Origin of the sequence: Yersinia aldovae 670-83 (assembly GCF_000834395.1) — a bacterium.
Taxonomy (GTDB): Bacteria; Pseudomonadota; Gammaproteobacteria; order Enterobacterales; family Enterobacteriaceae; genus Yersinia; species Yersinia aldovae.
In genome coordinates this window covers 4046030-4066047 of sequence record NZ_CP009781.1, presented here as the reverse complement: position 1 = coordinate 4066047, position 20018 = coordinate 4046030, and the positions used below count along the sequence as shown (strand labels likewise).

Below are 20018 nucleotides of genomic sequence, written 5' to 3'. Positions count from 1 at the left end.
GTGGTGTGTAACTTACTGATTTAATTTAACTACAGTTTTGTACAGTGAAAGGTAAAATAAAACCCCATTGCAGTTCATGTAATAGGCCATTATCTTTAAGCACAAAAAACAATAAGGAGGAAACGGCAGCAATGAACGTGAAGAGCGTATCATTTAGTAAACATTCTTTTTTGAAATACTGATACTGCTAAAGAGTACTTAAGAAATGACATCTGTAGCAGTTTGTGCCAGACACACAAAATCAGTTATCCTACAAATAAAATTAATTTGGGTGTAAATATCAGAAAACCAATAATGACATTAACTAAAGGAGATAGTTTTTAGCTTTTCTTAGTGGCAATGAGTTTAAAACCATCCCATTCCATTCTAATAATATTATACCATTTACACTGATAATTAAATCAGTGCAGAGTATTAGATATTGGTAACTATTCTAGTAAAGAGTCTTGCCAAACATTGGCGCAAGAAGTAGCCACAAACATAACGGATTGTAGTCTATCTGCGTATTTAGGATAATTTTCAGTGAAGTAGTTTTCGTATTTAGTCACCACCTCTTCAATATAATCGATCTTCTCACAAGTATCATTAAACAACTCATAAAAATCATCAGTGCTATCCCCCCCCCCTCATTCAGATATAGCCCTTCTAACTCTGTAATAATTTCATTTACTTTTTTTGCTAATTTCTTTACTACTCTTTTCTTCAGAAAATAAAACATGTAGGTATCCTTTTTTTATTATTGTTAACACCGTACTAGCTTTACACAAAGTTCTGTCGCATTAAGGTGTAGTCCGGTAACATGCTGTTTTTTTTGTGATGTCGCCTACCCCTGTCTCTTATCCGAAAAGCCTTTAAGCGTCTGCATTATCCCGTCGATACTATTGCCCAGAGTGTTCACTGGTATCTCACCTATTCACTGAGCCTACGCAACCTCGAAGAGATGATGGCTGAGCGTGGCGTTGTCGTTGACTATTCCACCCTGTATCGCTGGGTTCTCAGGCTGACACCTTTGCTGGATAAAGCCTTCCGCCGACACCAACGTTCAGCGGGCCGTCGGTGGCGCATGGACGAAACCTACATCAAAATCAAAGGCCAGTAGAAATATCTGTGCCGCGCGGTGGATACTGGTTGTTATGGTACTGTCGTTTGCTACCCCCCCTGCATTGATGTTTATCTTACCTCCAGATAACAACAGGTTGCTGGATAAACCACCGCGATTAATATTCAGTGTACCGCTAACATCGACGTAAGTTTTATCTGCCGTGCCATTATTCTGAATGTTGATAACCCCGTAGTCCTTCACTATATTGTGGCTGATACTCCCGCCCTCCCAGACTGAGGTCACCGTACCAGCACCACTGACGGTTACATCATTTTGACTAGTTGCATTACAGATTATTGCACCACTGTTACAGGGAGAGATTCCAATATTAGTCATTACCGACCAAGCGTTAGAGCTTCCAAACGACATAATTGCAATTGCACAAGAAAATATCGGGTTTATTTTAACCATCAGTTTTTGTACTCAATTTATTAATTCTGTATTAAATATAGTTGTGCTCAGGAAACTCTATCTACATAACAAAAACATAGGAAGTTTTGTACAAGTATGTAGCGGAAGCGAGCATAGGAAATCAGTTATTTCACTAGACAGAGTGCTTCTTCTATTGCTACTACGAAGTTAAAGATGTAATTCCGCTTTCTGAAAGTAGTATGACTATAAAGCTTTTTTCAATAATGAAATATCAGATAAAGGTGTTTGTATTGAAGGAAAAGGATGTAAGTTATGGAAGGGAAAGACTACAATGCAAGGTGTTATTACAATAACAAGTTGATATTGTATATATAAAACTATCAACTACATGCCGTATAGCTTACTCTACTTATCTATTTGCCGGTTAAACTGTAACGATCAAGTAATTCCGAAAGCCGATTTAGGCACATTTTTGTAATCGGCGTTCATGTTCATTTGCCGATAGATTTCCCCGTTGATAATTCTGACTTTTCAGATTATAAATAACTGTCGATATAATTGATAACGTCTGCAATACCCTGGCCCCGGGTCTCATAACAATGATAGTTAACTCACTCCGCTTTCAGACTGCGGAAAAATCTTTTTCTGACAACATTATCCAGGCAATTATCTTTTCGGCTCATACTGCCTGCAATGTAGTCCCTCCTGAATTTAGTCTTACAGCTTAATGGAGTTCTCTGGTTAAAATACAACCAACGGAGGTTCATAATGAAGAACGCGCGTTTCACTGAAACTCAAATCTTACGGGGTCTGAAAGGAGTTGAAGGGACTCGGTATGTGAAGGATATCTGCCACGAAAACGGCGTGTCCGAGACCAGCTATTACAACTGGAAATATAAATACGGCGGCATGACATCCTCTGATATTAAATGAATGAAAGAGCTGGAAGAGGAAAATCGTCGGTTAAAGCAGATGTATGCATCTCTAAGCTTATATCATGAAATTCTTAAGGATGTTGTAGCAAAAAAACTTTAACGATGCCTGAAAAACGTGAGCTGGTGCGTTACGTTATGACGGAACATCAGACCAGCGAACGACGCGGGCGCAGGATATGCCTGTAGGAAAGGGACTATCCAGCTTTTATACGCGGTGATAACGGGCCGGGACTCACTGCCGCAGTATTAGCTGAATGGACAGAGCTTCACGGAGTATTACTCGACTTTACTCAACCAGGCAGGCCAATGCAGAACGGATTCATTGAGCGATTTAACAAAATTCTGAGAACAGAAATTCTCGATATGTACCTGTTCCGAACACTTTCTGAAGTACGCTAACAGAAGACTGGCGCACAGAATATAACGAAGAACGCCCGAATAGCTCATTTGGCGATATACCGCCAGTTATCTATGCGAGACAAAAACTGGCTGGAGATCCTCATTGGCGGTGGTACTGTAAGTATCCCCTCAAAACGGCCCATTCACTTTTAGAGATCTTCCGACATACTGATTATGTCACCTGAGGAGATCGCTATGCGTAAGATCCGATTCACAGAGCACCAGATCATCGCCGTACTGAAATCAGTCGAAGCGGGCAGGACCGTCAAAGATGTGTGCCGTGAGGCTGCTATTTCCGAAGCCAGCTATTACAACTGGAAGGCGAAATATGGCGGGATGGAAGCCGCTGACATCAAAAAAATCAAAGATCTTGAGGACGAGAATCGTCGTCTGAAGCAGATGTTTGCCGATCTGAGTCTGGAATGCCGGGCACTGAAAGACGTCATCGAAAAAAAGCTTTAAAACCAGCGATAAAGCGTGAGCTCGTCAACTATCTGACCACGCAGTTTACGATGAGCATACGCCAGACATGCAGGACGTTATCGCTGAGCAGGACGGTGTTTCGTTATCAACCGGATACACGACGTGATGAACCGGTGATCCAAATGCTGACAGAGGTGGCCGAGCGCTATCCCCGCTACGGCTTTAAGAAGCTTTTTCAGGTACTTCGCAGGCAGGGACACGTCTGGAACCACAAGCGCGTACACCGGATTTACTGTCTGCTGAAACTGAATTTTCGTCGTAAGGGTAAACAACGTCTGCCGATACGCAATCCGGCTCCGCTGGCAACGCCGGAAGCCCTGAACCAAAGTTGGTCGATTGATTTTATGCACGACGCGCTGACATGTGGCCGACGTTTTCGGACTTTCAATGTTGTCGATGATTTTAACCGTGAAGCTCTGGCTATCGAAATTGACCTAAATATCCCGGCGCAACGGGTCGTGCGGGTGCTAGACAGAATAGTAGCAAACCGTGGATATCCGCTGAAGATGCGGATGGATAATGGGCCGGAACTGATATCACTGGCTCTGGCGCAATGGGCCGAAGAGCATGGCGTGATGCTGGAATTTATCAAGCCGGGCAAACCGACGCAAAACGCATTTATCGAACGGTTTAACAGGACGTACCGGACAGAAATACTGGATTTTTACCTGTTTAGAACGTTGAACGAAGCACGGGAAATTACGGAACGTTGGCTGAATGAATATAACAGTGAGCGGCCCCATGAATCCCTGAATAACCTGACACCGGAAGAATACCGGCTGATGGCTGAAAACCCGGAAATCTCAAAAAGTGCGTGGAACTAAAGCTGGGATACTTACAGGAGCACCTGCATCAATAATTTTAATGTTTGAAATTTCAGCAATATCAAACAGTCTAAACTCTGGGAAATTAGGTGCGCTATCTGTGACACCGCCCACTTGAACTATATGTACTTTTGTAGACTCAGATTGGTCTTTTTTTCTCATAATAAAAATAGCATGGGGATTACCAATTCGTTCACCCGGAATCTTTCCAGGCTTATTATATTCAAATGAAATTGGTTTACGAGCCTGAATGGCTTGTCTTAAGAGCTGTAACGACATAATCACCTCGATTTATTTTCAGTAATAGTAAGTTACATTACTCATTAAGAATTCTTATTGAAAGCAATTTCTAGTATAAAAATCATGCACATTGCAAGTAAATTTTCTGCTGTGACACGGATCAAATAATCAATTCAAGTTGATAAAACTAATTGACTGAATTTCTCTATCGTTTCATGGAAAAATATAAATATGACGGAAACGGCACTACACCGCACCCGCCTGCACACTTTGCTTTATAAACTTATTTCAGTTTTAAATTCCTACAAACCCTAGCGCCAGCCCGCGCCGTGGCTGGGGTTCTGGCTGATAATCCCAACTGAAAAGATTGAAAAGAATTTCACTAAATTTCAGTTTCGTTTTTTCTAACCTTACCGCTTAAAGTTTTAATTATATGATTTAAAACAAGTATTCTATTTTACGTGGCGAGGATGGGAAAAGTTGGGTGAGATAATAGCGTGGGGGAAATGTTGAAACCCTTGCCGGGCGTGGCTTCGCGGGGCAAGGTCATTTTTGGCTAACTGAAAAACACAGTACAGGGCCGGGAAGAAAATCGAGCGCCAGCGTGGTAACACCGGGCTAACGGTTGGCCACGTAATCCTTGCTCACCCTGCGCGTAATTTGCGGCTTTGCGTCACTGATTGCCTGCTGTTGTTCCTCATCTTTATGGGCCACTTGCAATAGCCGGATAGCCTCTTGCCGTTCCTGCGGTGATATATGGTCTACCAAGTCCTTAATTAACCGGCTATGCGTTAACGCGCTGGGGCTAAGGGTATGGGAAAAGGTCGCATTCATCACAAAGGTATGGCCGCATTCAACATTGGTACAGGCACAATAGAGATCCGCAATATGGCTATGCTTGCGGTTAGTTTTACGAATATGAGCGGGTGTACCACAATCTGGACAAATAACTTTAAAAACTCGCATATTGATATGGCCCTCTATTTAAAGCCAGAACCGCCAGCCAGAAAATAAGCCTCGAACTGACTCGTTTTTATATTGTCTCTTACGTCTGTGACTGGTATCAGTGGTAACGCTGGTAACACCATTGATTTATATAGATAAACTGAGTTACCACTAACCATTATCAACTGGTAACCGGTGGTAACAGGCTGATTTCTGTTACCAATGTTACCAACAGCCTTCTATGACTGGTAACAGCTCTGCTCCTTGCGGCTTATGGTTGTTACCTCTGTTACCAGTGTTACCAGTTCTCAATAAGACTCGCGTAAGTGTATTAACCTAAAACTGTGCTATTGAACTGATAGACCCGTTTAAGCCCCATTTCTGGCAGGCGAATGTTTTTCTGTGTCCGGGCATCCTCTGGCACATCGAGATAACCGGCCTTGACGCAGAGTTGAGCCACTTTCTTGGCATCAAAGCCCTTGCAGATTTCTTTCCAGCCGGTGGCCAAAATAAAGAACGTCGTCACCGCATCTTCTTTGTTATTGCCTTTATCCACTCGCCGGAAGCCCACCATGTTAGCCGGGCGGCTGCGCTCGTCATGCCAGTCAGCAAAGCGGCTGAACTGATTACGGGTAATGAACTCTTTCACCTGTTCCAGTGCGGCGGCGTCTTCCTGATTGGCGGTGTGGCCACGATCCCCCATCCACGCATTAAGGCAAGTTTGTGCTGCACGGAACGCCTCACCCTCTGGCCAGCCGGTGATCCCCACTTGTGTGGCCAACTCTCCGGCCATTGCCACCAGTGCAAAACGGGTAACTGCACGGCCCACCTGATTACCGGCGTTCTCGGGGGTAAGCAGCCGGGTATATTCTTTTAGCAGTATCTTGGCCTTGCTGGTCATGCCGGTCAGGTCTGCGGTTAACAGCCGCAGCCAAGCACGGAACGGTTCGCCATAGCAGGAAGCAACCGCCTGTTCTAAGTGCTCCGACAGGGCTTTACCTCCGGTAAAACCGTGCAGCTCTTCAAATACACCATGCTTACCGGAATCACTGGGGATCTGTACCATCCGTACTTCCACCCCGGCATAAGTACGCTCTCCGGCGTTGGCCGCATGTTCGACTAACGACAACTCACCAGTAGACAGAAACAACAGACACCAGCGATTAGCCTCGCGCAAACTGCCGTCAGTACGCGCCCGCGCTTTCCCTTGGCCATTCGCCAGCATATAGGCGATATTTCCGGCCTCTCTGCCATCCACTTCCCGTATTTCGTCTAACATTAGGGTGGCATCATTGCGACGGCTGGCGGTGCCCTCCAGCGCGTTACCGGTTGAGCGCCACGTATGCCAGAAGTCAGTGCCACCACAGACTGAAGCCGCTACTTTCATAGTGGTAGTTTTACCGTCCGTTGATTCCCCTTTCAGGTGATAACCACCGCCGCCCACCCCGACCAGTTTTAACAGTGGTGAGGCAAAAGAGAGACTGACCGAAAACGCCACCCGGCCATTACCGACGCAATAACGGGAAACCTGATCGCGCCATTCTTCCAGTGTTCCGGCAGTCCTGAAATCCCGCCCCAGTACGCTGGCGGTTTGTAAGATTACCGACTCAGCCCCAACGCCGATCACTTCGTCTTGCAGCACATAAACCGAACCATGCCAGCCGGTTTTATTAACACAAGTTACCTTGCGCTCTGGCTTGCACAGGGAAAGGTATTCCATCAAATGCGCCCGCGCCTGCCCGGTGGTACTGATATAAGACAGGCCATTGCTCAACAGAATGCGCCTCAGTTCTTCCCCGCTGCTACTGAGCATCTCCATCGGCATGGCCCACTTACGGCTGATACCGTTAGTGTCTTCCCATTCCAGCAAGCGGCCATAGTTGCCGCCGTCAGAATCGCAGGTAATCGCCGTGACTCTTACCGGGCTGCACAGTTTGATATTGGCTGATATGTAGCAATAGTATTAATATCTTCATCGTATTTAGTTAGTGGCAATTCTTTTAGCATCTCATTTCTCTCTTTGAAATATTTCCATCAATCCAATTAATTACTTCCCCCTCTACCCATGCAACGGATCGTTCTCCGATAGGGATATTGTTAGGGAAGTTCCCTTCTTTCATTTTGAAATAAATAGTAGAACGCTTTAACCCGGTAATAGACATTACATCGGGTAATCGTATTAACCTTTTTGCCATATTATTTATGGCAATAGAATCCCGCTCCATAAAGTTATCCTTTAATAGATTTGTATAAATGTGTGAAGACGCTATTAGACTTACATTTCCTCTAACCGATGTAAATATAGGGTTAGAGAACCATGCCAAATCACACATTAGTTTATGGTCATTTTTTGTACTGCTAAGAGCGAATATTGATGAATATAGGTGAATATGGGTGAGCAGCCTCATTCGTAAAGAAACGTAAATAACTATAATCTGAGAGCGATACAGCTAAATCCCCTCGGATACCTATAGACTTACATGCAATATGCTTTCTGTAAAGTTCATGACTTGGTACTCCCAACAAAACTATTTCTTGTGTTTTTACTTTTTAATAAAAATATCCAATGTTTTTCATCATTGAGTTGGTATTACTTAGTATCAGTTAGTATTTATTTGTATCGAGTTAATATGAGTTAATATAAATTTCAGTTAATTAAGCTGAAATTTATTGAAAAAATAAATGTAACATTTTGTAAAATTAACAACAATTTACTGAATACTCCATTGGTTTGCTTAAGAGTCTATCGGACTCCCTTAGATTACTAGTTTTTTGCGGGAATAAAACAAGTGATTTTAGTATAAAAAGCAGGCAATGAGTTTATCTTGTGTGAGTGATTTTTTGGGACTGATTTTGAAGGGCAATGAATACTAATAAAGGACAGGGAAGGACAGTAAGTAAAAATCAAGAAATTCGTGAAGTTTCTATCGATTAGAATTAGTCATGTGAAAACTGATTATCAGTCATATCGCTATAAGCCCGAAAATAAACGTATAGCGATATGTATAAACAATTAACTTAAAAGTAAAAATAAGCATTAAAAACAAATAATTAAGATAAAAGTTCGATTCCAGTCGGGACCATAACCTCTTTTCTCTAACCTCATTCAGATTCAACTAACAAAATAATTTTGTAAAAAAATATCATGAGAGAGTTTTGTGATGACCTACTGGAAAATCCAAAAGGCCATCACAAAAGAAATTAGTCAATAACGCTTTGTTTTTGCTTTTGAATATCTTGTTCTATTCCATCACGAACATCTTGTGGGATCTTCAGAGCATCACCCAATGCGGACAGATAACTGCGCTCCATAAAATGGTCTACATCAATGACCGCACAACTGAGGAAATAGAGTTCCAACGCTTCTTCTTCATTTTTGATTTCACGCGCCAGTAATTGAGGGTCCAAAGGCTGATCAATCGCCTGTTGAACCAGACGCTCACCTTGCTCACCGATACCGGCTTCGCGCATATTCTGCTCGATAATACCGCGCTCTTTCGCATCAATATGACCATCACTTTTGGCCGCAAACACCAGTGCCATAACCAACCGCTGTACGCGTTGATCTGCCGGTGCTACTTGCTGACCATACTGTGGCTCATCCTGATGATTCTGGCGAATTCTGTCTTTATATTTACTCCATAACACGCTCCCCAGCACCGCACCGCCACCGGCTAATAGTGCGCTGCTGCCATATTTGCTCAGCAGTTTGCGTGATGATTTACTCCCGACAAGTAAACCGGCAAGGCCACCCAATGCGCCAGGCACTAACATGCTACTCAGGCCAGAAGCGCCGTCACCGTTCTTCTTCGTTGCCTGCCCAAGCATTGATTGTAATTGTTGCATCAAGTTATTCATAAGTATCACCAATAAAGTGGAGTAAACAAACAGAGAATAGAGCAACGAATGTCAAGATGTGTATGAGGATGTAAAAAAAGCAAACCCGCGGCCAGTACAGGTAAAAATTAAAGACTGACTGGCCGTGTTCGAGGATGAAAAGTATTAAATTACTACCTTAAACTGGCAATTCAACGCTACTTTTCCCGTGTAAGTGATACCTGCCACATCACCGCCAAGAGAAACAGAGCATCGTATCAAATATTAATAAACTATTTCGACCTGGACAACTCACCTGCATCCTGCGCTCTTGCGAACATAGCCAGTCCAGGAAAATCATGCAACGTATAGTACGGCGTTGGGAGCGGTAATTGCTTCATTGTACTCCCCGGCCACAGTTGCAACTCAGCTAATTTATCCATCTGAAACCCCTTCCACTGCACAGGAAGCTGTAATCTACGGGGTATCGCAGATTCACCCGGTACTGGTGTGGGAACACGATCACTTTCAGTTTGGTAGTTACGCTTGAGTAACAAAAATTTTTCCGGCACCGCCCGATGGCTGTCCCACCAGTTGCCATCTAACATATCGAACTGAAAACGTGTTTCGTCAGCCGAGACAGCCCCTAATTGATGTAACGCCTGAGGTAATATCTCATCCATTGCCACATTAAACTGCATTACCGAACCGGCATGTCCCGTAAGAATGAGTGAAATAGCCAACCGGGTGCCTAAAAGGTTGGAATAAAGATCCTCCGGTGAAAATGCCGATATGCCTTCAGAAAACCCCACCACCGACTCGAAACCATACCACTGAGCAATTTCATGCCAGGCCGCGACCTGATAGGCCAAATAACCCGCAAGGTAAGCGGATAATGAATAGTGCTCGGCCTCATTCTGCGGTGGGATAAATGCAAAAAGTGCAATCCTCCGTTGTGCCAGCTCTTCGCTCAGCGCTATGTTCTGCGCCTGCCCCAGATGTGGAACTATGTGGCTAAACAGGAAGAAAGTCATGTCAGCTGAATCACGGACATGGGAAATATCGATAAATCCACCATGAGCGGAATAAATTATTCCATCATGTTCACTGCTGACACCCAGTAAATTTTTCGTTGCGCCTAATAGCGTATCGTTATAGTGGTGCTCACCCAACGAGTCAGCCTCAACCACATTGTCAAGATGGTAAAAAGGTACCGGAACACCTAAAACCTGTACGCTTAAGTTATAGCCAAACGCACAGCAAGGGCGCAATCCATCTGGCGAAGACAGTTTTTTTGTCACCGGCCAGGCACGGATTGCTTGCTGATGAGGCATTATCGAAAGATCAGGAGTGACTGGCACCTTTACCGCCGCCAGGCAGGGTAATGCCAGCAATATTAGGCCAGCCAGACCATACTTGAAAAATAAGCTCAAAATGCTTCTCCAACTTGGAAATAGAACCCCGTGCTGTCTTTACCCACGCCAAAATCGAGCCGAACATTCATTCGTGGTTTGAATTCAAACCGATAACCCACCCCCATCGAGGGCAGCCAGCTACTTTTACCAAGTTCATTGATGGTCTGGCTCATCGTTCCACTCCCTATCCAGGCGACGACGCCATGCCGCCAGTCCAGTTTTCGGCGGTACTCAAGCTGAGTACTCAAGACGTTGCGATCACGGTAACGGCCCTCATAATAACCACGCATACGGTGATTATCCCCAAGTAGCGGCAACATATTCCACGGCACATCACCTTGGGTAAAACGCCCATCGATTTCCCATGCCAATACGTTTTTCTCATCCAGCGCATGGTACAGCGCATAGCGGCTTTCTACTGATTCAAAACGAAAATCACTGCCCAGCTCTGGCGCGAAGTAGGTATAAGTGAGATTCGCGAGCTGCCCACTACGAGGGTTAGGCACGAAATCGCGGGTATCATAAGTTAGCGTCACACTCGCCCCAGAGCTTAACACCGAGGGGCCAGCCTTTTCTCGCGCCAACATCCCGTTATCTTTATCTTGTATCGATGCGGCATTAACAGAAGAGAATGACCAGCCAACACCAAAGTAAATGTCAGGAGCGATGCGATAAAGTAACTCTGGTTTGGCACTGAATTCTTGCGAGGTATATTCTTGCTTATTAACGTCGTCGCGACCCGCAGTGAAGCCCGTTCCCCAATAGTAGGTCGGCATATTATTCATGGCACCGGTGAGATAGAAGCGCCACTGATCATTAGCAAAAAAACTGTAATTAGCAATGCCGATACCAAAAGCCCCTGTCGAGCTGGTAAAACCGCTGAATGATAGCGTAGAGTTTTGGCTTATCTTCTCTTTTTTATCCGGGCGATACATGCCGACAATGGCCGCACCAATCCCCAGGCCCAATTCTGGAGTATAAAATGGCCCCGGCATCACTCCCCAATCAATGCCTTTGTTCGCATCAAATTTATTATCGGAACCCAACCCTTGTAACCAGCCATCAATATGTTCATGTGAAGGCAATATATCTACTGCCTGCGCCAAACAAGGTAGACCTAACCAGCAGACGAACCCTAGCCTGCATATAAAACACATTAGAAGCGATACTCCGCGGAAACAAAGAAGCTGTTGCGTTCAGCAAAACCAAACTCGGTGATCAAATTAAAGTTACGTGTCACTTCGTATTGCGCACCTAGCAGCACATTCCACGGCGATTCCAGATGCTGTCTAACATCAAAACGCCCCTTACCATCAGGATCCGCGATATTCACTAATCCCGCTAAATCAGGCGGCATATTGAGGTCAGACAAACTACCTTTAAACTCCTGCTGCACATTCTGATACATACTCCCTACCCATACATTCAGCTTACTGGGTGACATGTTCAGCATATCAATCGCAGGAATCGTAAAGCTGTAGCCCACACGGGGCGACAGAGTAAATGCATCAATCTCCCCCTCCAAAATATCGAAACGTGTTTGGGTGTAGTTCATGTCCAGCGTCGCAAACCAGTTTTCATAACCACCGACAAATGTTGTCCCTGCTCCTAAGGTGGTGCCTTTAAAGTCCAATTTAAAATCAAGATCTTTTAGCTGACCGCTATCATGCATACCTTTGATAAAATTGGAAATAATCCAGTTCATACTGCCGAATTTATAATTAGATGGATCTGAGTTAACAGAAACTTTCGATAAAGAACTGCCTTTGGTTTGACCCACAACTCCATAAATATTCATAAATGGCAGCAACCACAAATCTAATTTCAATGTATCGGTTTTACTTTTCTGACGGGTTTTATCCACTTGGATATCAAATAGGCTGGAAGGCATCTGATACGAGTCCCAGCCCAACCCATCAAAGTTGATACTATCTACATCAATATTCTGGCGAATATTCATATGACTGATGCTAACACCAAACGGCAGGGGTAATTCATAGCCGCGGGCCCGAGCCTCATCTCCCCAAAAAGGCAAAAATGTAGACTCCTGCACGGGCACAGCCTTAACTGAGATAACCTTACGTTGAGTGTCACTTTGAGTATCTTGATTAACCAACTCAGGTTTAGCAGAGCGTTCTATCAATTCCTGAGTAGCAGTTTCTGAAACAGGTACGCTAGCCAACGTTAATGGCGATATGAGTGCTGCCAAAAGCAATACAAGTAACGTAGAACTTTTCATTTTTATCTGATTTTTAAGCAGTTTATGAATGTAAATTGTGGATAACATTTATCCTGCGGATGAAGAGATAGTGGAGTATAACCACATTTTATATTGATATTTAGCGACAAAAAATGCTCATTATTTAAAAGTAGGCCTTTAATTAAGATAAAATATCGGTACATCACAAAAACGCTATTAGCGGGCTTTTTTAATAGTCTCAGTGTGTTGGCACTCATGAAGTCAACTGCAATTTGTCACCATTGTGAATTTAGATATATCTTTTTACACACTCCCCTTGCCAATTTAGATATCTCGATCTAAATTAGACATATCTAAATTGTTTCGATATATCTAAAGGAGCGTATTTATGTTTGGATTTTCAAAACGTGGTCGTTGTCATGGTGAAGATCACCATGAAGGGCACCGTCGCTGCGGTGACAGAATACATCGTGGTGGCCGCCATCATATGATGGGCGAAGATGGCGTAGCGCTACGGGGCGGTAAACGTGGGCGCGGTGAGAAAATGCATCGTTTGTTCGAACACGGTGATTTACGTATTGTATTACTCGCTCTGCTTGATAAAAAAACGAGTCACGGCTACGAACTGATTAAAGCAATAGAAGAAGCATCATCGGGCCTGTATGTTCCAAGCCCTGGCGTTATCTATCCAACACTAACACTACTGGAAGAACAGGATTTTGTCGCACCGGTGGCCACTGGCAATGGCCGTAAAAGCTACCAAATAACCGATGCGGGTAAGGCGGAATTGCACCAGAACCAGGAGATAGTCGATATCATTTTTTCTCGGTTGGCACAGATAAATCGCCGCCCTGAGGGGAATATGGCTGAAGGTATTTCCGATGCAATGCACCGTTTACGCCACATTTTACGTAGCAATATGATGCGTTTAGACGTCACTCCTGAGCAGGTGGTGCGCATTAATACTGCATTAGTGTCAGCGGTAGAAACCATTGAGAAAGAGCTGGCCCCTAACACAATCAAACCAGCAGCCGACGAAACTCAGCAGGAGCAAAACTGATGCCCGGTTACCGTTATCGAATCACCATTGAACCATTAACTGATCGCAAAGGGGCAGCCATAGATAAAGCGCCGGTCACATTCGAAGCGGAGAATCACGATGAGATCCTCAGCATCATCGAACGGTTACAGGCGCGCGAAGATCTGGACTTTGGTAAAGAGAAAACCGCGGCATTTGCATTAGGTTTAAAACTGTTTTCAGAAACCATGATGGAAAACCGCACACATCCGCTCTTTGCCTCGTTAGGCACATCGTTTAAAGATTTTATGTTCCAACTGAAAAAAGGTCCAACTCACAATCAACACGAGAGCTCTAAGTAGCAACATGCTCTTGTTGATAATGCTACCAAAGATATCTTTATAGACGGTATCCCTATTTCCTCCCTTCATTGCCCATCACTGACCAGTGTCAAAGATCTGGTTAGTGAAATAATAAACGAAGTGATAAACCGCTTAATTTCTATTCTGGATATTAAATATTCGGATGGTGGAGATTTATCAAAAGAGAACATATTTCAGTCTGAGCTAATAATCTGGGATTCCGTTAATTATCGGCCTGTTGTAGCCCAAACGATACTGAATAGTGGTAAAAAATAAAAGGAGCCAAAAGCCCCTTTAATTTGATGATTCGTAATACTATTTAGCTCGGACACCTTCGACGGACAGAATCAATTCAACTTCTTGCGATGCTGGCCCCAGATCCGTAGTGATATTAAAGTCTTTCAGCTTAATATTACCGTTAGCTTCGAACCCGGCACGATAGCCACCCCACGGGTCATTACCCTGCCCCGTAAGTTTGCTTTCCAAGGTCACTGGCTTAGTGACGCCATTTAACGTCAGATTACCAACAACCGAATAGCCATCTGCATTTTTCTTCACTTCAGTTGACTCAAATGTCGCTTGTGGGAACTTTGCTACGTTTAGGAATTCTTTACTACGCAGATGTTTATCACGCTCTGCATGGTTCGTATCAACGCTATTAGTATTAATTACGACATTCACTTTATCCGCGGCGGGATTTTTTTCATCAAAAGTGAAAGAACCATCGAAATCATTAAAACTGCCATATAACCAGCTATAGCCTAAGTGTTTAATCCGGAATTCGATAAAGGCATGTTGACCTTCTTTATCAATTTTATAGTCGGCTGCTACGGCGCTGCCGGCAGTAAACATCAGTGCGCCTACGGTCAGGCCCAGTAGGGTCTTATTAAACATACTTAATTCTCCATAATACAGTTGGTTAATCGGTGCTACGTCCCAGCATCCGCTTAAGAGTGATATCACCATCAATAAAGTGGTGCTTAAGTGCAGCCAAGCCATGCAAGAGTGAAAGCACGACCACGGCCCAAGCTAAATAAAGATGTACAGTGCCAGCAGTGTCCGCCTGGTCGGGTAACCCGGTCAGTGTTGCAGGTACCGTAAACCAGCCAAAAATATTGATAGGTTGTCCGTCAGCCGTCGATATCAAATAACCGCTGAACATAATACAAAATAGAACAATGTATAAAGCAAAATGAGCGAGTATCGCACTGATTCGTGTGAAACGGCTATACGTTGGCAATGGCTTAGGCGGCGGTGAAATAAAACGCCATATCACCCGAAATAACATCACAGCAAAGAGTATACACCCGATGCTTTTGTGAACTTCAGGAGCCTGATGATACCAACCATCATAGTAGCCGAGCGTCACCATCCATAAGCCCAAAGCAAATAATGTATATACTGTTAATGCAACTAACCAGTGGATACTGATGCTAATTCGCCCAAACTGCTCCTTGGTATTCTTCCAAAGCATAACTATTCCCTTTTGCTTAACTGATAGAACAATAGTCAAACATTATGAAACATAAAATCAACACTTATTTAGTATAAGATATAACTTTGTAAGAGTTATCAGTTATTTTGCGGAAGTCAGCAATTACTCAGTCAGTTTAATTGTTGTTCTTTACTTAACCTGACATAAACATAAGATGCGAGCAGAAGATTTAATACCATTATTAATAGTTTATAATGGTATTAATTGAGATGGTATCAGTTGGACATGTTCATTTATCAGAGATGCCGCTAGCTATTACATTATACGGTAAAGCCAAGATAGAGATAGACAGCCAGCACAATGCTGCCAGTGACAATCGCATAAGGCATCTGTGTTCGAATATGCTCAATATGATCACAGTCAGTCGCCATAGATGCCACAATTGCATCACTAGAAATGGGCGAAGTCATATCACCAAAAATTGAACCAGCAATTGCCGCACCTATCATATACTCGATAGGCATTCCGACAGAGACACCGAGTTGCACGCCAATAGGGATCATAATAGCGAAGGTTCCCCAAGATGTTCCTGTCGCCAACGACATAATGGCACTGATAATAAAAACAAAGCCAATGGAAAATCCGGGGGAAATAATACCTGAGGTAATTGTCGCAATATATTGCCCGGTATTAAGATCTGCTGAGACGTTGCCCATCAGGAATGCCAACACCATAATGGAGCTTATTTTCACCATACTGGCATAGCCGATATATAGCTCTTTAAAGAAAGATTCTATATTCAGAATTCTCCGCCCACAGAACCAAACAAAAGAAACGGTGGTACCAAACATTACAGCGCTATAAACCGACATAGAGCCACTGCCTTTGGTAAAATCACCATCCCCGGTAACATAGAGTGCAATAGGTACAGCCAGTACAGTCGAGAGGATGGGGATGAGGAAATTCAGTATTGAATTACTTGCAGGGTGATCAATAACCTCATCTTTTACTGCCTCAACATGATGTTCCTGTTTACCGACGAAGTTCACCTCTGCTTTTTTCATTGGCCCCCAAGACGCACCAGAGAAGATATAGAATAGCACCGAAGCCAGTGAAAACCACGCCATGAGATTCCACACCATAGAACTGGCTAATATTTCAAACGGCTGCCCTTCAATATAGCCTTTAGCTATCTGGACACCGATAACCCCCATCATTGCAGCCCCCCAGCCATTAATCATGGCAGAAGAACAGACCGACACACAGGATGTCTGAATAATGTAAGACATTTTTTCCGGTGATAAACCGTATCTTTTTGCCAAGTCTTTAGTTGATGCGCCGGCAATGAGTTGGTTTATAGAACTCTCAATAAAGATAATTGAGGTAATAACCATAGCCAGCAGTTGCACTGCTTTTTTATTAGTAACAAACTGCGTCTTTTCTGTTAATAATCTGACTAGACTTCGCACCCCTCCGGTGACGACAATTAAGCGCATAATACCACCAATCATCACCATAAAAATAACCGTTCGCGTATTACCCGGTGAGGAAAATGTATCAATAATGCCATTTAACGTACCACTGATTCCCTGGAGTATACTGTGGTCATTAATGACCGTAAATCCAACAACAATCCCCATAAGTAACGATAAAATGACCTGGCGGGTAAATATTGCCAAACAAATGGTTACTAATGGAGTTATAATCGTCCATACACCATAATCATGCATATAACCACCCTATTATTTATTGTATAAAGGAAAGGGCTTGCTCTAAATCGTCTTTTAAATCGTTAATGTCTTCAATGCCTATTGAAAGGCGCAGGGTAGTATCATATATACCTATATTTTCTTTCTCCTCTTTACTCATTGAACCATGAGACATTGATGCTGAATGGTTAACCATACTTTCCACCCCACCCAACGATTCCGCTAAAACAAAATAATTCAGCTTGCTAATAAAAGTTTTTACCTCCGTGATATCTCCTTTCAAGCGGATACTGACAACAGCACCACCTGAACGCATCTGCTTTTTACATAATTGATGCTGAGGATGTGATTCCAGCCCTGGATAATGAACATCCAATACTTTAGGATGCTGCTCTAAAAAGTGAGCAATCTTTAGAGCGTTACTGCATTGACGATCCATACGAACATCAAGAGTTTTCATGCCTCGTAGAGCCAGATAGGCATCAAATGGAGAGGCTATCGCGCCCACCGTGGTTTTACAGAAATCCAATTGTTCAGCAATATTATGTACATTAGTAATAACTGCACCACCAATTAAATCTGAATGCCCACCAATATATTTACTGGTTGAAAGCATCACTATATCTGCACCAAGAATAAGAGGCCGTTGATTCCACGCACTGGCAAAAGTGTTATCCACGCAAGTCATAACCTTTCTGGCCCGAGCTACCTGACATACTGCTTCAATATCAACTAATTCCAACAGTGGATTGGTGGGCGTTTCAATCCAGATTAAGCGAGTATTTTCTTGAATATGATTATTTACTGCCTCAAGATCATTCAGGTCAACATAACTGAATGTGGTGCCTGATGTCTGCTTACGCAGTCTTTCAAATAATCGATACGTCCCCCCATAGACGCCGTGCATGACCAATACATGAGAATCTTTAGGTAGCAATTCCAATATGAGTGCGGTCGCTGCCATACCTGAAGCTGTTGCCGTCGCATAGGTTCCCCCTTCCAACTCGGCTAACGCGGTTTCATAGGCATATCTTGTCGGATTGCTGCATCGGGAATAACAGAATTCGCCCTCTTCACCTAAATTGGGCTGAATAAATGAGCTGGCAGTCGTGATCGGTGGAAAGATAGCATTATTACCTCGATCAACTTGATCTCCGGCATGAATAACAAGAGTTGCAATAGATTTTGTCTTTTTCATTCGTCTTTCCTTTAAATTTTGGCTGTAAAAAGTCCCATCATTGTTAATGAATGATATTCCGTATCTCAACTAAAGAGTGAGATTTATTTTATTTATGAGTCATTATGTCGATAATTTCTTTGTCTGTTTGTCTCATTGGCGATAATACGAGTCTGCATAGATTATTTATTGAGCTTTCTACGTCGCAGGAAACAATACCGTCATACTCTCCCGCAACACTATGTTGTTGCGCCATTACTACCGATTTAAATGCACAGGCCGTCGCAGTGGAAACCTTCATGGCACAGCTATTTGACGCACCGTCACAAATAATACCGCTAATATCGCTGATCATATTATTTATAGCATAAGAAACAGTCAGATAATCTCGAGTCAATAACCAACTCATCCCAGCAGCTGCCCCCATTGCCGCCGTAGATACTGCACATAATGCAGAGAGGCGGGTATAACGCTCATGAATTGAAATTGCCACCAAATGAGCCAACGCCAACGCCCTGGCCAGAGTTTCATCATCGCTATCAAGATGTTTTGCGAGCGTTACCACCGGCATTGTCACCGTAATACCCTGATTACCTGAACCGTAATTTGACATGGCGGCAAGCGGTGCTCCGCCCATGCGGGCATCTGATGCTGCGGTCGTATTGATCAGCATTTGGCTAAGTAAATCCCTACTCATAAAACCATTTTTTCTAGCCAGCAATAGTGCTCCGCTTACATTTAAGCCATAGTGTTTCCTTTTTCCCTCATCAGAAAGCGCACTATTCACCTCAGCACTTTCCAATATAAAAGCAATATCATCAGCCGCTACATGGCTCACAAAATCGAATGCATCTCGGAGAGAGAACTTAGGCAATACCTCCTCACTGCAACCCGCAATATGACCACTGACGTGAGCCTGTTTAATATTATTAATATAAACTTCCGTGACATTAGTGTGGTTACCTTGAATCACGACCCGACACTGCTCATTAACACTGTGCAAAGTCATATCAATAAAAATAAAGTCAGTCGAATTTACAGGTTGTAGGCTGATATTACCGTTTTGATTAAAGGTAACAGCCCAGGTAATTTGTTCAGCAGTAATTCCTTTTAATGCCTCCAGACCTGCTTCGGCATTTCCACCTATAGCCCCTATTGCTGCTGCCAGAGTAACCCCTGAATAATGGGTTCCGGGGATAGTGACTCCCATCGCATTTTTATAAAGATTATCTGATATCTGCCCTGTTATTTTTAACACTGGCGCATTGAGGTATTTGGCTGCAACAGCTGCGGCAAAAGCGATAGCAACAGGTTCTGTACACCCTAAAGAAAGTTTAACTTCTTTTTTTAACCATTTGAGAAATTGTTGATGTGTTATTTTTTTCATTGATGTTTTTACTAATGATTTTTACTTATTTTTATCTTAGAGATTTGTTAAGAGAAATACTTTTCATACTTAACTCTTGTTTTCTATATAAGTAGAATTTAATTCTCTTCATATAAAATAAAAAACCCACTGAATTTAAAATAAAAAATGAATTATATCAAACGGTTAGTTGTGCAATGCTGTGTAATATATACTACCA

16 protein-coding genes and 4 pseudogenes are annotated in these 20018 nt (G+C 43.2%); 6 read left to right on the top strand and 14 right to left on the bottom strand.

The genetic code is table 11. The features are described from left to right. Window positions 1-829 precede the first annotated feature (829 nt). Window positions 830-1096, top strand: a pseudogene (locus tag AT01_RS21120) (IS6 family transposase); the annotation flags it as partial. On the opposite strand, the gene AT01_RS21885 reads toward AT01_RS21120, so the two are convergent. Continuing rightward, window positions 1043-1438: a hypothetical protein gene (locus AT01_RS21885; RefSeq protein WP_042548155.1), complete on the bottom strand. Its 396-nt coding sequence runs from the start codon at window positions 1436-1438 to the stop codon at window positions 1043-1045. The pseudogene AT01_RS21120 and the gene AT01_RS21885 overlap by 54 nt on opposite strands. An 804-nt stretch (window positions 1439-2242) precedes the next feature. Here AT01_RS21885 and AT01_RS21880 point away from each other — a divergent pair. Both AT01_RS21880 and AT01_RS18250 read left to right on the top strand, forming a co-directional pair. Continuing rightward, window positions 2243-2924 (top strand): annotated as a pseudogene (locus AT01_RS21880) (integrase core domain-containing protein); the annotation flags it as partial. Between the two features lie 79 nt (window positions 2925-3003). After that, a protein-coding gene (locus tag AT01_RS18250; RefSeq protein ID WP_144404905.1) for an IS3 family transposase occupies window positions 3004-4115 on the top strand; the annotation gives its coding sequence in 2 pieces (ribosomal slippage) (window positions 3004-3265 and window positions 3265-4115; 1113 coding nt in all). On the opposite strand, the gene AT01_RS18245 is transcribed toward AT01_RS18250, so the two are convergent. From AT01_RS18245 to AT01_RS18210, 8 genes and pseudogenes are all read right to left on the bottom strand, one after another. Further along, window positions 4095-4394 (bottom strand): WYL domain-containing protein, encoded by a 300-nt coding sequence (locus AT01_RS18245; RefSeq protein WP_042548154.1) that lies wholly within the window; start codon window positions 4392-4394, stop codon window positions 4095-4097. The two genes, AT01_RS18250 and AT01_RS18245, sit on opposite strands and share 21 nt — an antisense overlap. Window positions 4395-4973: 579 nt before the next feature. After that, window positions 4974-5321 carry an ogr/Delta-like zinc finger family protein gene (locus tag AT01_RS18240; protein WP_013650207.1) on the bottom strand — a complete coding sequence of 116 codons (348 nt, stop codon included), beginning with the start codon at window positions 5319-5321 and terminating at the stop codon, window positions 4974-4976. 310 nt (window positions 5322-5631) lie between these two features. Next, window positions 5632-7242: pseudogene (locus AT01_RS18235) on the bottom strand (DUF927 domain-containing protein); the annotation flags it as partial. Window positions 7243-7300: 58 nt separating this feature from the next. Continuing rightward, window positions 7301-7525 (bottom strand): AlpA family transcriptional regulator, encoded by a 225-nt coding sequence (locus AT01_RS18230; protein WP_005172029.1) that lies wholly within the window; start codon window positions 7523-7525, stop codon window positions 7301-7303. Window positions 7526-8501: 976 nt separating this feature from the next. After that, window positions 8502-9158 (bottom strand): tellurite resistance TerB family protein, encoded by a 657-nt coding sequence (locus AT01_RS18225; RefSeq protein WP_042548153.1) that lies wholly within the window; start codon window positions 9156-9158, stop codon window positions 8502-8504. Window positions 9159-9409: 251 nt separating this feature from the next. Beyond that, window positions 9410-10549, bottom strand: coding sequence for a DUF4056 domain-containing protein (locus AT01_RS18220; RefSeq protein ID WP_407703506.1), 1140 nt, complete (start codon window positions 10547-10549; stop codon window positions 9410-9412). After that, window positions 10546-11688, bottom strand: a complete 1143-nt coding sequence (locus AT01_RS18215; protein WP_042548152.1) for a BamA/TamA family outer membrane protein — start codon at window positions 11686-11688, stop codon at window positions 10546-10548. The genes AT01_RS18220 and AT01_RS18215 overlap by 4 nt, the downstream gene beginning before the upstream one ends. Next, the gene (locus AT01_RS18210; RefSeq protein WP_167335166.1) at window positions 11688-12770 is read right to left on the bottom strand and encodes a hypothetical protein; all 1083 of its coding nucleotides are present in this window, start codon (window positions 12768-12770) and stop codon (window positions 11688-11690) included. Before AT01_RS18210 ends, AT01_RS18215 begins: the two co-directional genes overlap by 1 nt. Before the next feature lie 349 nt (window positions 12771-13119). Between AT01_RS18210 and AT01_RS18205 the strand changes: the two genes are divergently transcribed. From AT01_RS18205 to AT01_RS22395, 3 genes and pseudogenes are all read left to right on the top strand, one after another. After that, complete coding sequence (locus tag AT01_RS18205; RefSeq protein WP_042548151.1) at window positions 13120-13791, top strand: PadR family transcriptional regulator; 672 nt, start codon at window positions 13120-13122, stop codon at window positions 13789-13791. After that, window positions 13791-14111, top strand: coding sequence for a DUF3861 domain-containing protein (locus AT01_RS18200; protein WP_042548150.1), 321 nt, complete (start codon window positions 13791-13793; stop codon window positions 14109-14111). The genes AT01_RS18205 and AT01_RS18200 overlap by 1 nt, the downstream gene beginning before the upstream one ends. 33 nt (window positions 14112-14144) lie before the next feature. Further along, window positions 14145-14387, top strand: a pseudogene (locus tag AT01_RS22395) (hypothetical protein); the annotation flags it as partial. A 39-nt stretch (window positions 14388-14426) separates the two neighbouring features. On the opposite strand, the gene AT01_RS18195 reads toward AT01_RS22395, so the two are convergent. The 5 genes from AT01_RS18195 to AT01_RS18175 form a co-directional block, all read right to left on the bottom strand. Next, window positions 14427-15005: a YceI family protein gene (locus AT01_RS18195; protein ID WP_004703816.1), complete on the bottom strand. Its 579-nt coding sequence runs from the start codon at window positions 15003-15005 to the stop codon at window positions 14427-14429. A 25-nt stretch (window positions 15006-15030) separates the two neighbouring features. After that, complete coding sequence (locus AT01_RS18190; protein ID WP_042548149.1) at window positions 15031-15585, bottom strand: cytochrome b; 555 nt, start codon at window positions 15583-15585, stop codon at window positions 15031-15033. A gap of 281 nt (window positions 15586-15866) precedes the next feature. Continuing rightward, a complete protein-coding gene (locus AT01_RS18185; RefSeq protein WP_042548148.1) occupies window positions 15867-17276 on the bottom strand; it encodes a Na+/H+ antiporter NhaC family protein in 1410 nt (469 codons plus the stop codon). A gap of 16 nt (window positions 17277-17292) precedes the next feature. Then, on the bottom strand, window positions 17293-18453 hold the full coding sequence (locus AT01_RS18180) for a trans-sulfuration enzyme family protein (protein ID WP_042548147.1): 1161 nt from the start codon (window positions 18451-18453) through the stop codon (window positions 17293-17295). An 88-nt stretch (window positions 18454-18541) separates the two neighbouring features. Then, the gene (locus tag AT01_RS18175) at window positions 18542-19819 is read right to left on the bottom strand and encodes an L-cysteine desulfidase family protein (RefSeq protein WP_042548146.1); all 1278 of its coding nucleotides are present in this window, start codon (window positions 19817-19819) and stop codon (window positions 18542-18544) included. Window positions 19820-20018 lie beyond the last annotated feature (199 nt).

Excerpts from the sequence above, each read along its gene's own strand:
- AT01_RS21885 (WP_042548155.1), bottom strand. The coding sequence starts at position 1,438 with ATGACTAATATTGGAATCTCTCCCTGTAACAGTGGTGCAATAATCTGT.
- AT01_RS18245 (WP_042548154.1), bottom strand. The coding sequence starts at position 4,394 with ATGTCGTTACAGCTCTTAAGACAAGCCATTCAGGCTCGTAAACCAATT.
- AT01_RS18240 (WP_013650207.1), bottom strand. The coding sequence starts at position 5,321 with ATGCGAGTTTTTAAAGTTATTTGTCCAGATTGTGGTACACCCGCTCAT.
- AT01_RS18230 (WP_005172029.1), bottom strand. The coding sequence starts at position 7,525 with ATGGAGCGGGATTCTATTGCCATAAATAATATGGCAAAAAGGTTAATA.
- AT01_RS18225 (WP_042548153.1), bottom strand. The coding sequence starts at position 9,158 with ATGAATAACTTGATGCAACAATTACAATCAATGCTTGGGCAGGCAACG.
- AT01_RS18215 (WP_042548152.1), bottom strand. The coding sequence starts at position 11,688 with ATGTGTTTTATATGCAGGCTAGGGTTCGTCTGCTGGTTAGGTCTACCT.
- AT01_RS18210 (WP_167335166.1), bottom strand. The coding sequence starts at position 12,770 with ATGAAAAGTTCTACGTTACTTGTATTGCTTTTGGCAGCACTCATATCG.
- AT01_RS18205 (WP_042548151.1), top strand. The coding sequence starts at position 13,120 with ATGTTTGGATTTTCAAAACGTGGTCGTTGTCATGGTGAAGATCACCAT.
- AT01_RS18200 (WP_042548150.1), top strand. The coding sequence starts at position 13,791 with ATGCCCGGTTACCGTTATCGAATCACCATTGAACCATTAACTGATCGC.
- AT01_RS18195 (WP_004703816.1), bottom strand. The coding sequence starts at position 15,005 with ATGTTTAATAAGACCCTACTGGGCCTGACCGTAGGCGCACTGATGTTT.
- AT01_RS18190 (WP_042548149.1), bottom strand. The coding sequence starts at position 15,585 with ATGCTTTGGAAGAATACCAAGGAGCAGTTTGGGCGAATTAGCATCAGT.
- AT01_RS18185 (WP_042548148.1), bottom strand. The coding sequence starts at position 17,276 with ATGCATGATTATGGTGTATGGACGATTATAACTCCATTAGTAACCATT.
- AT01_RS18180 (WP_042548147.1), bottom strand. The coding sequence starts at position 18,453 with ATGAAAAAGACAAAATCTATTGCAACTCTTGTTATTCATGCCGGAGAT.
- AT01_RS18175 (WP_042548146.1), bottom strand. The coding sequence starts at position 19,819 with ATGAAAAAAATAACACATCAACAATTTCTCAAATGGTTAAAAAAAGAA.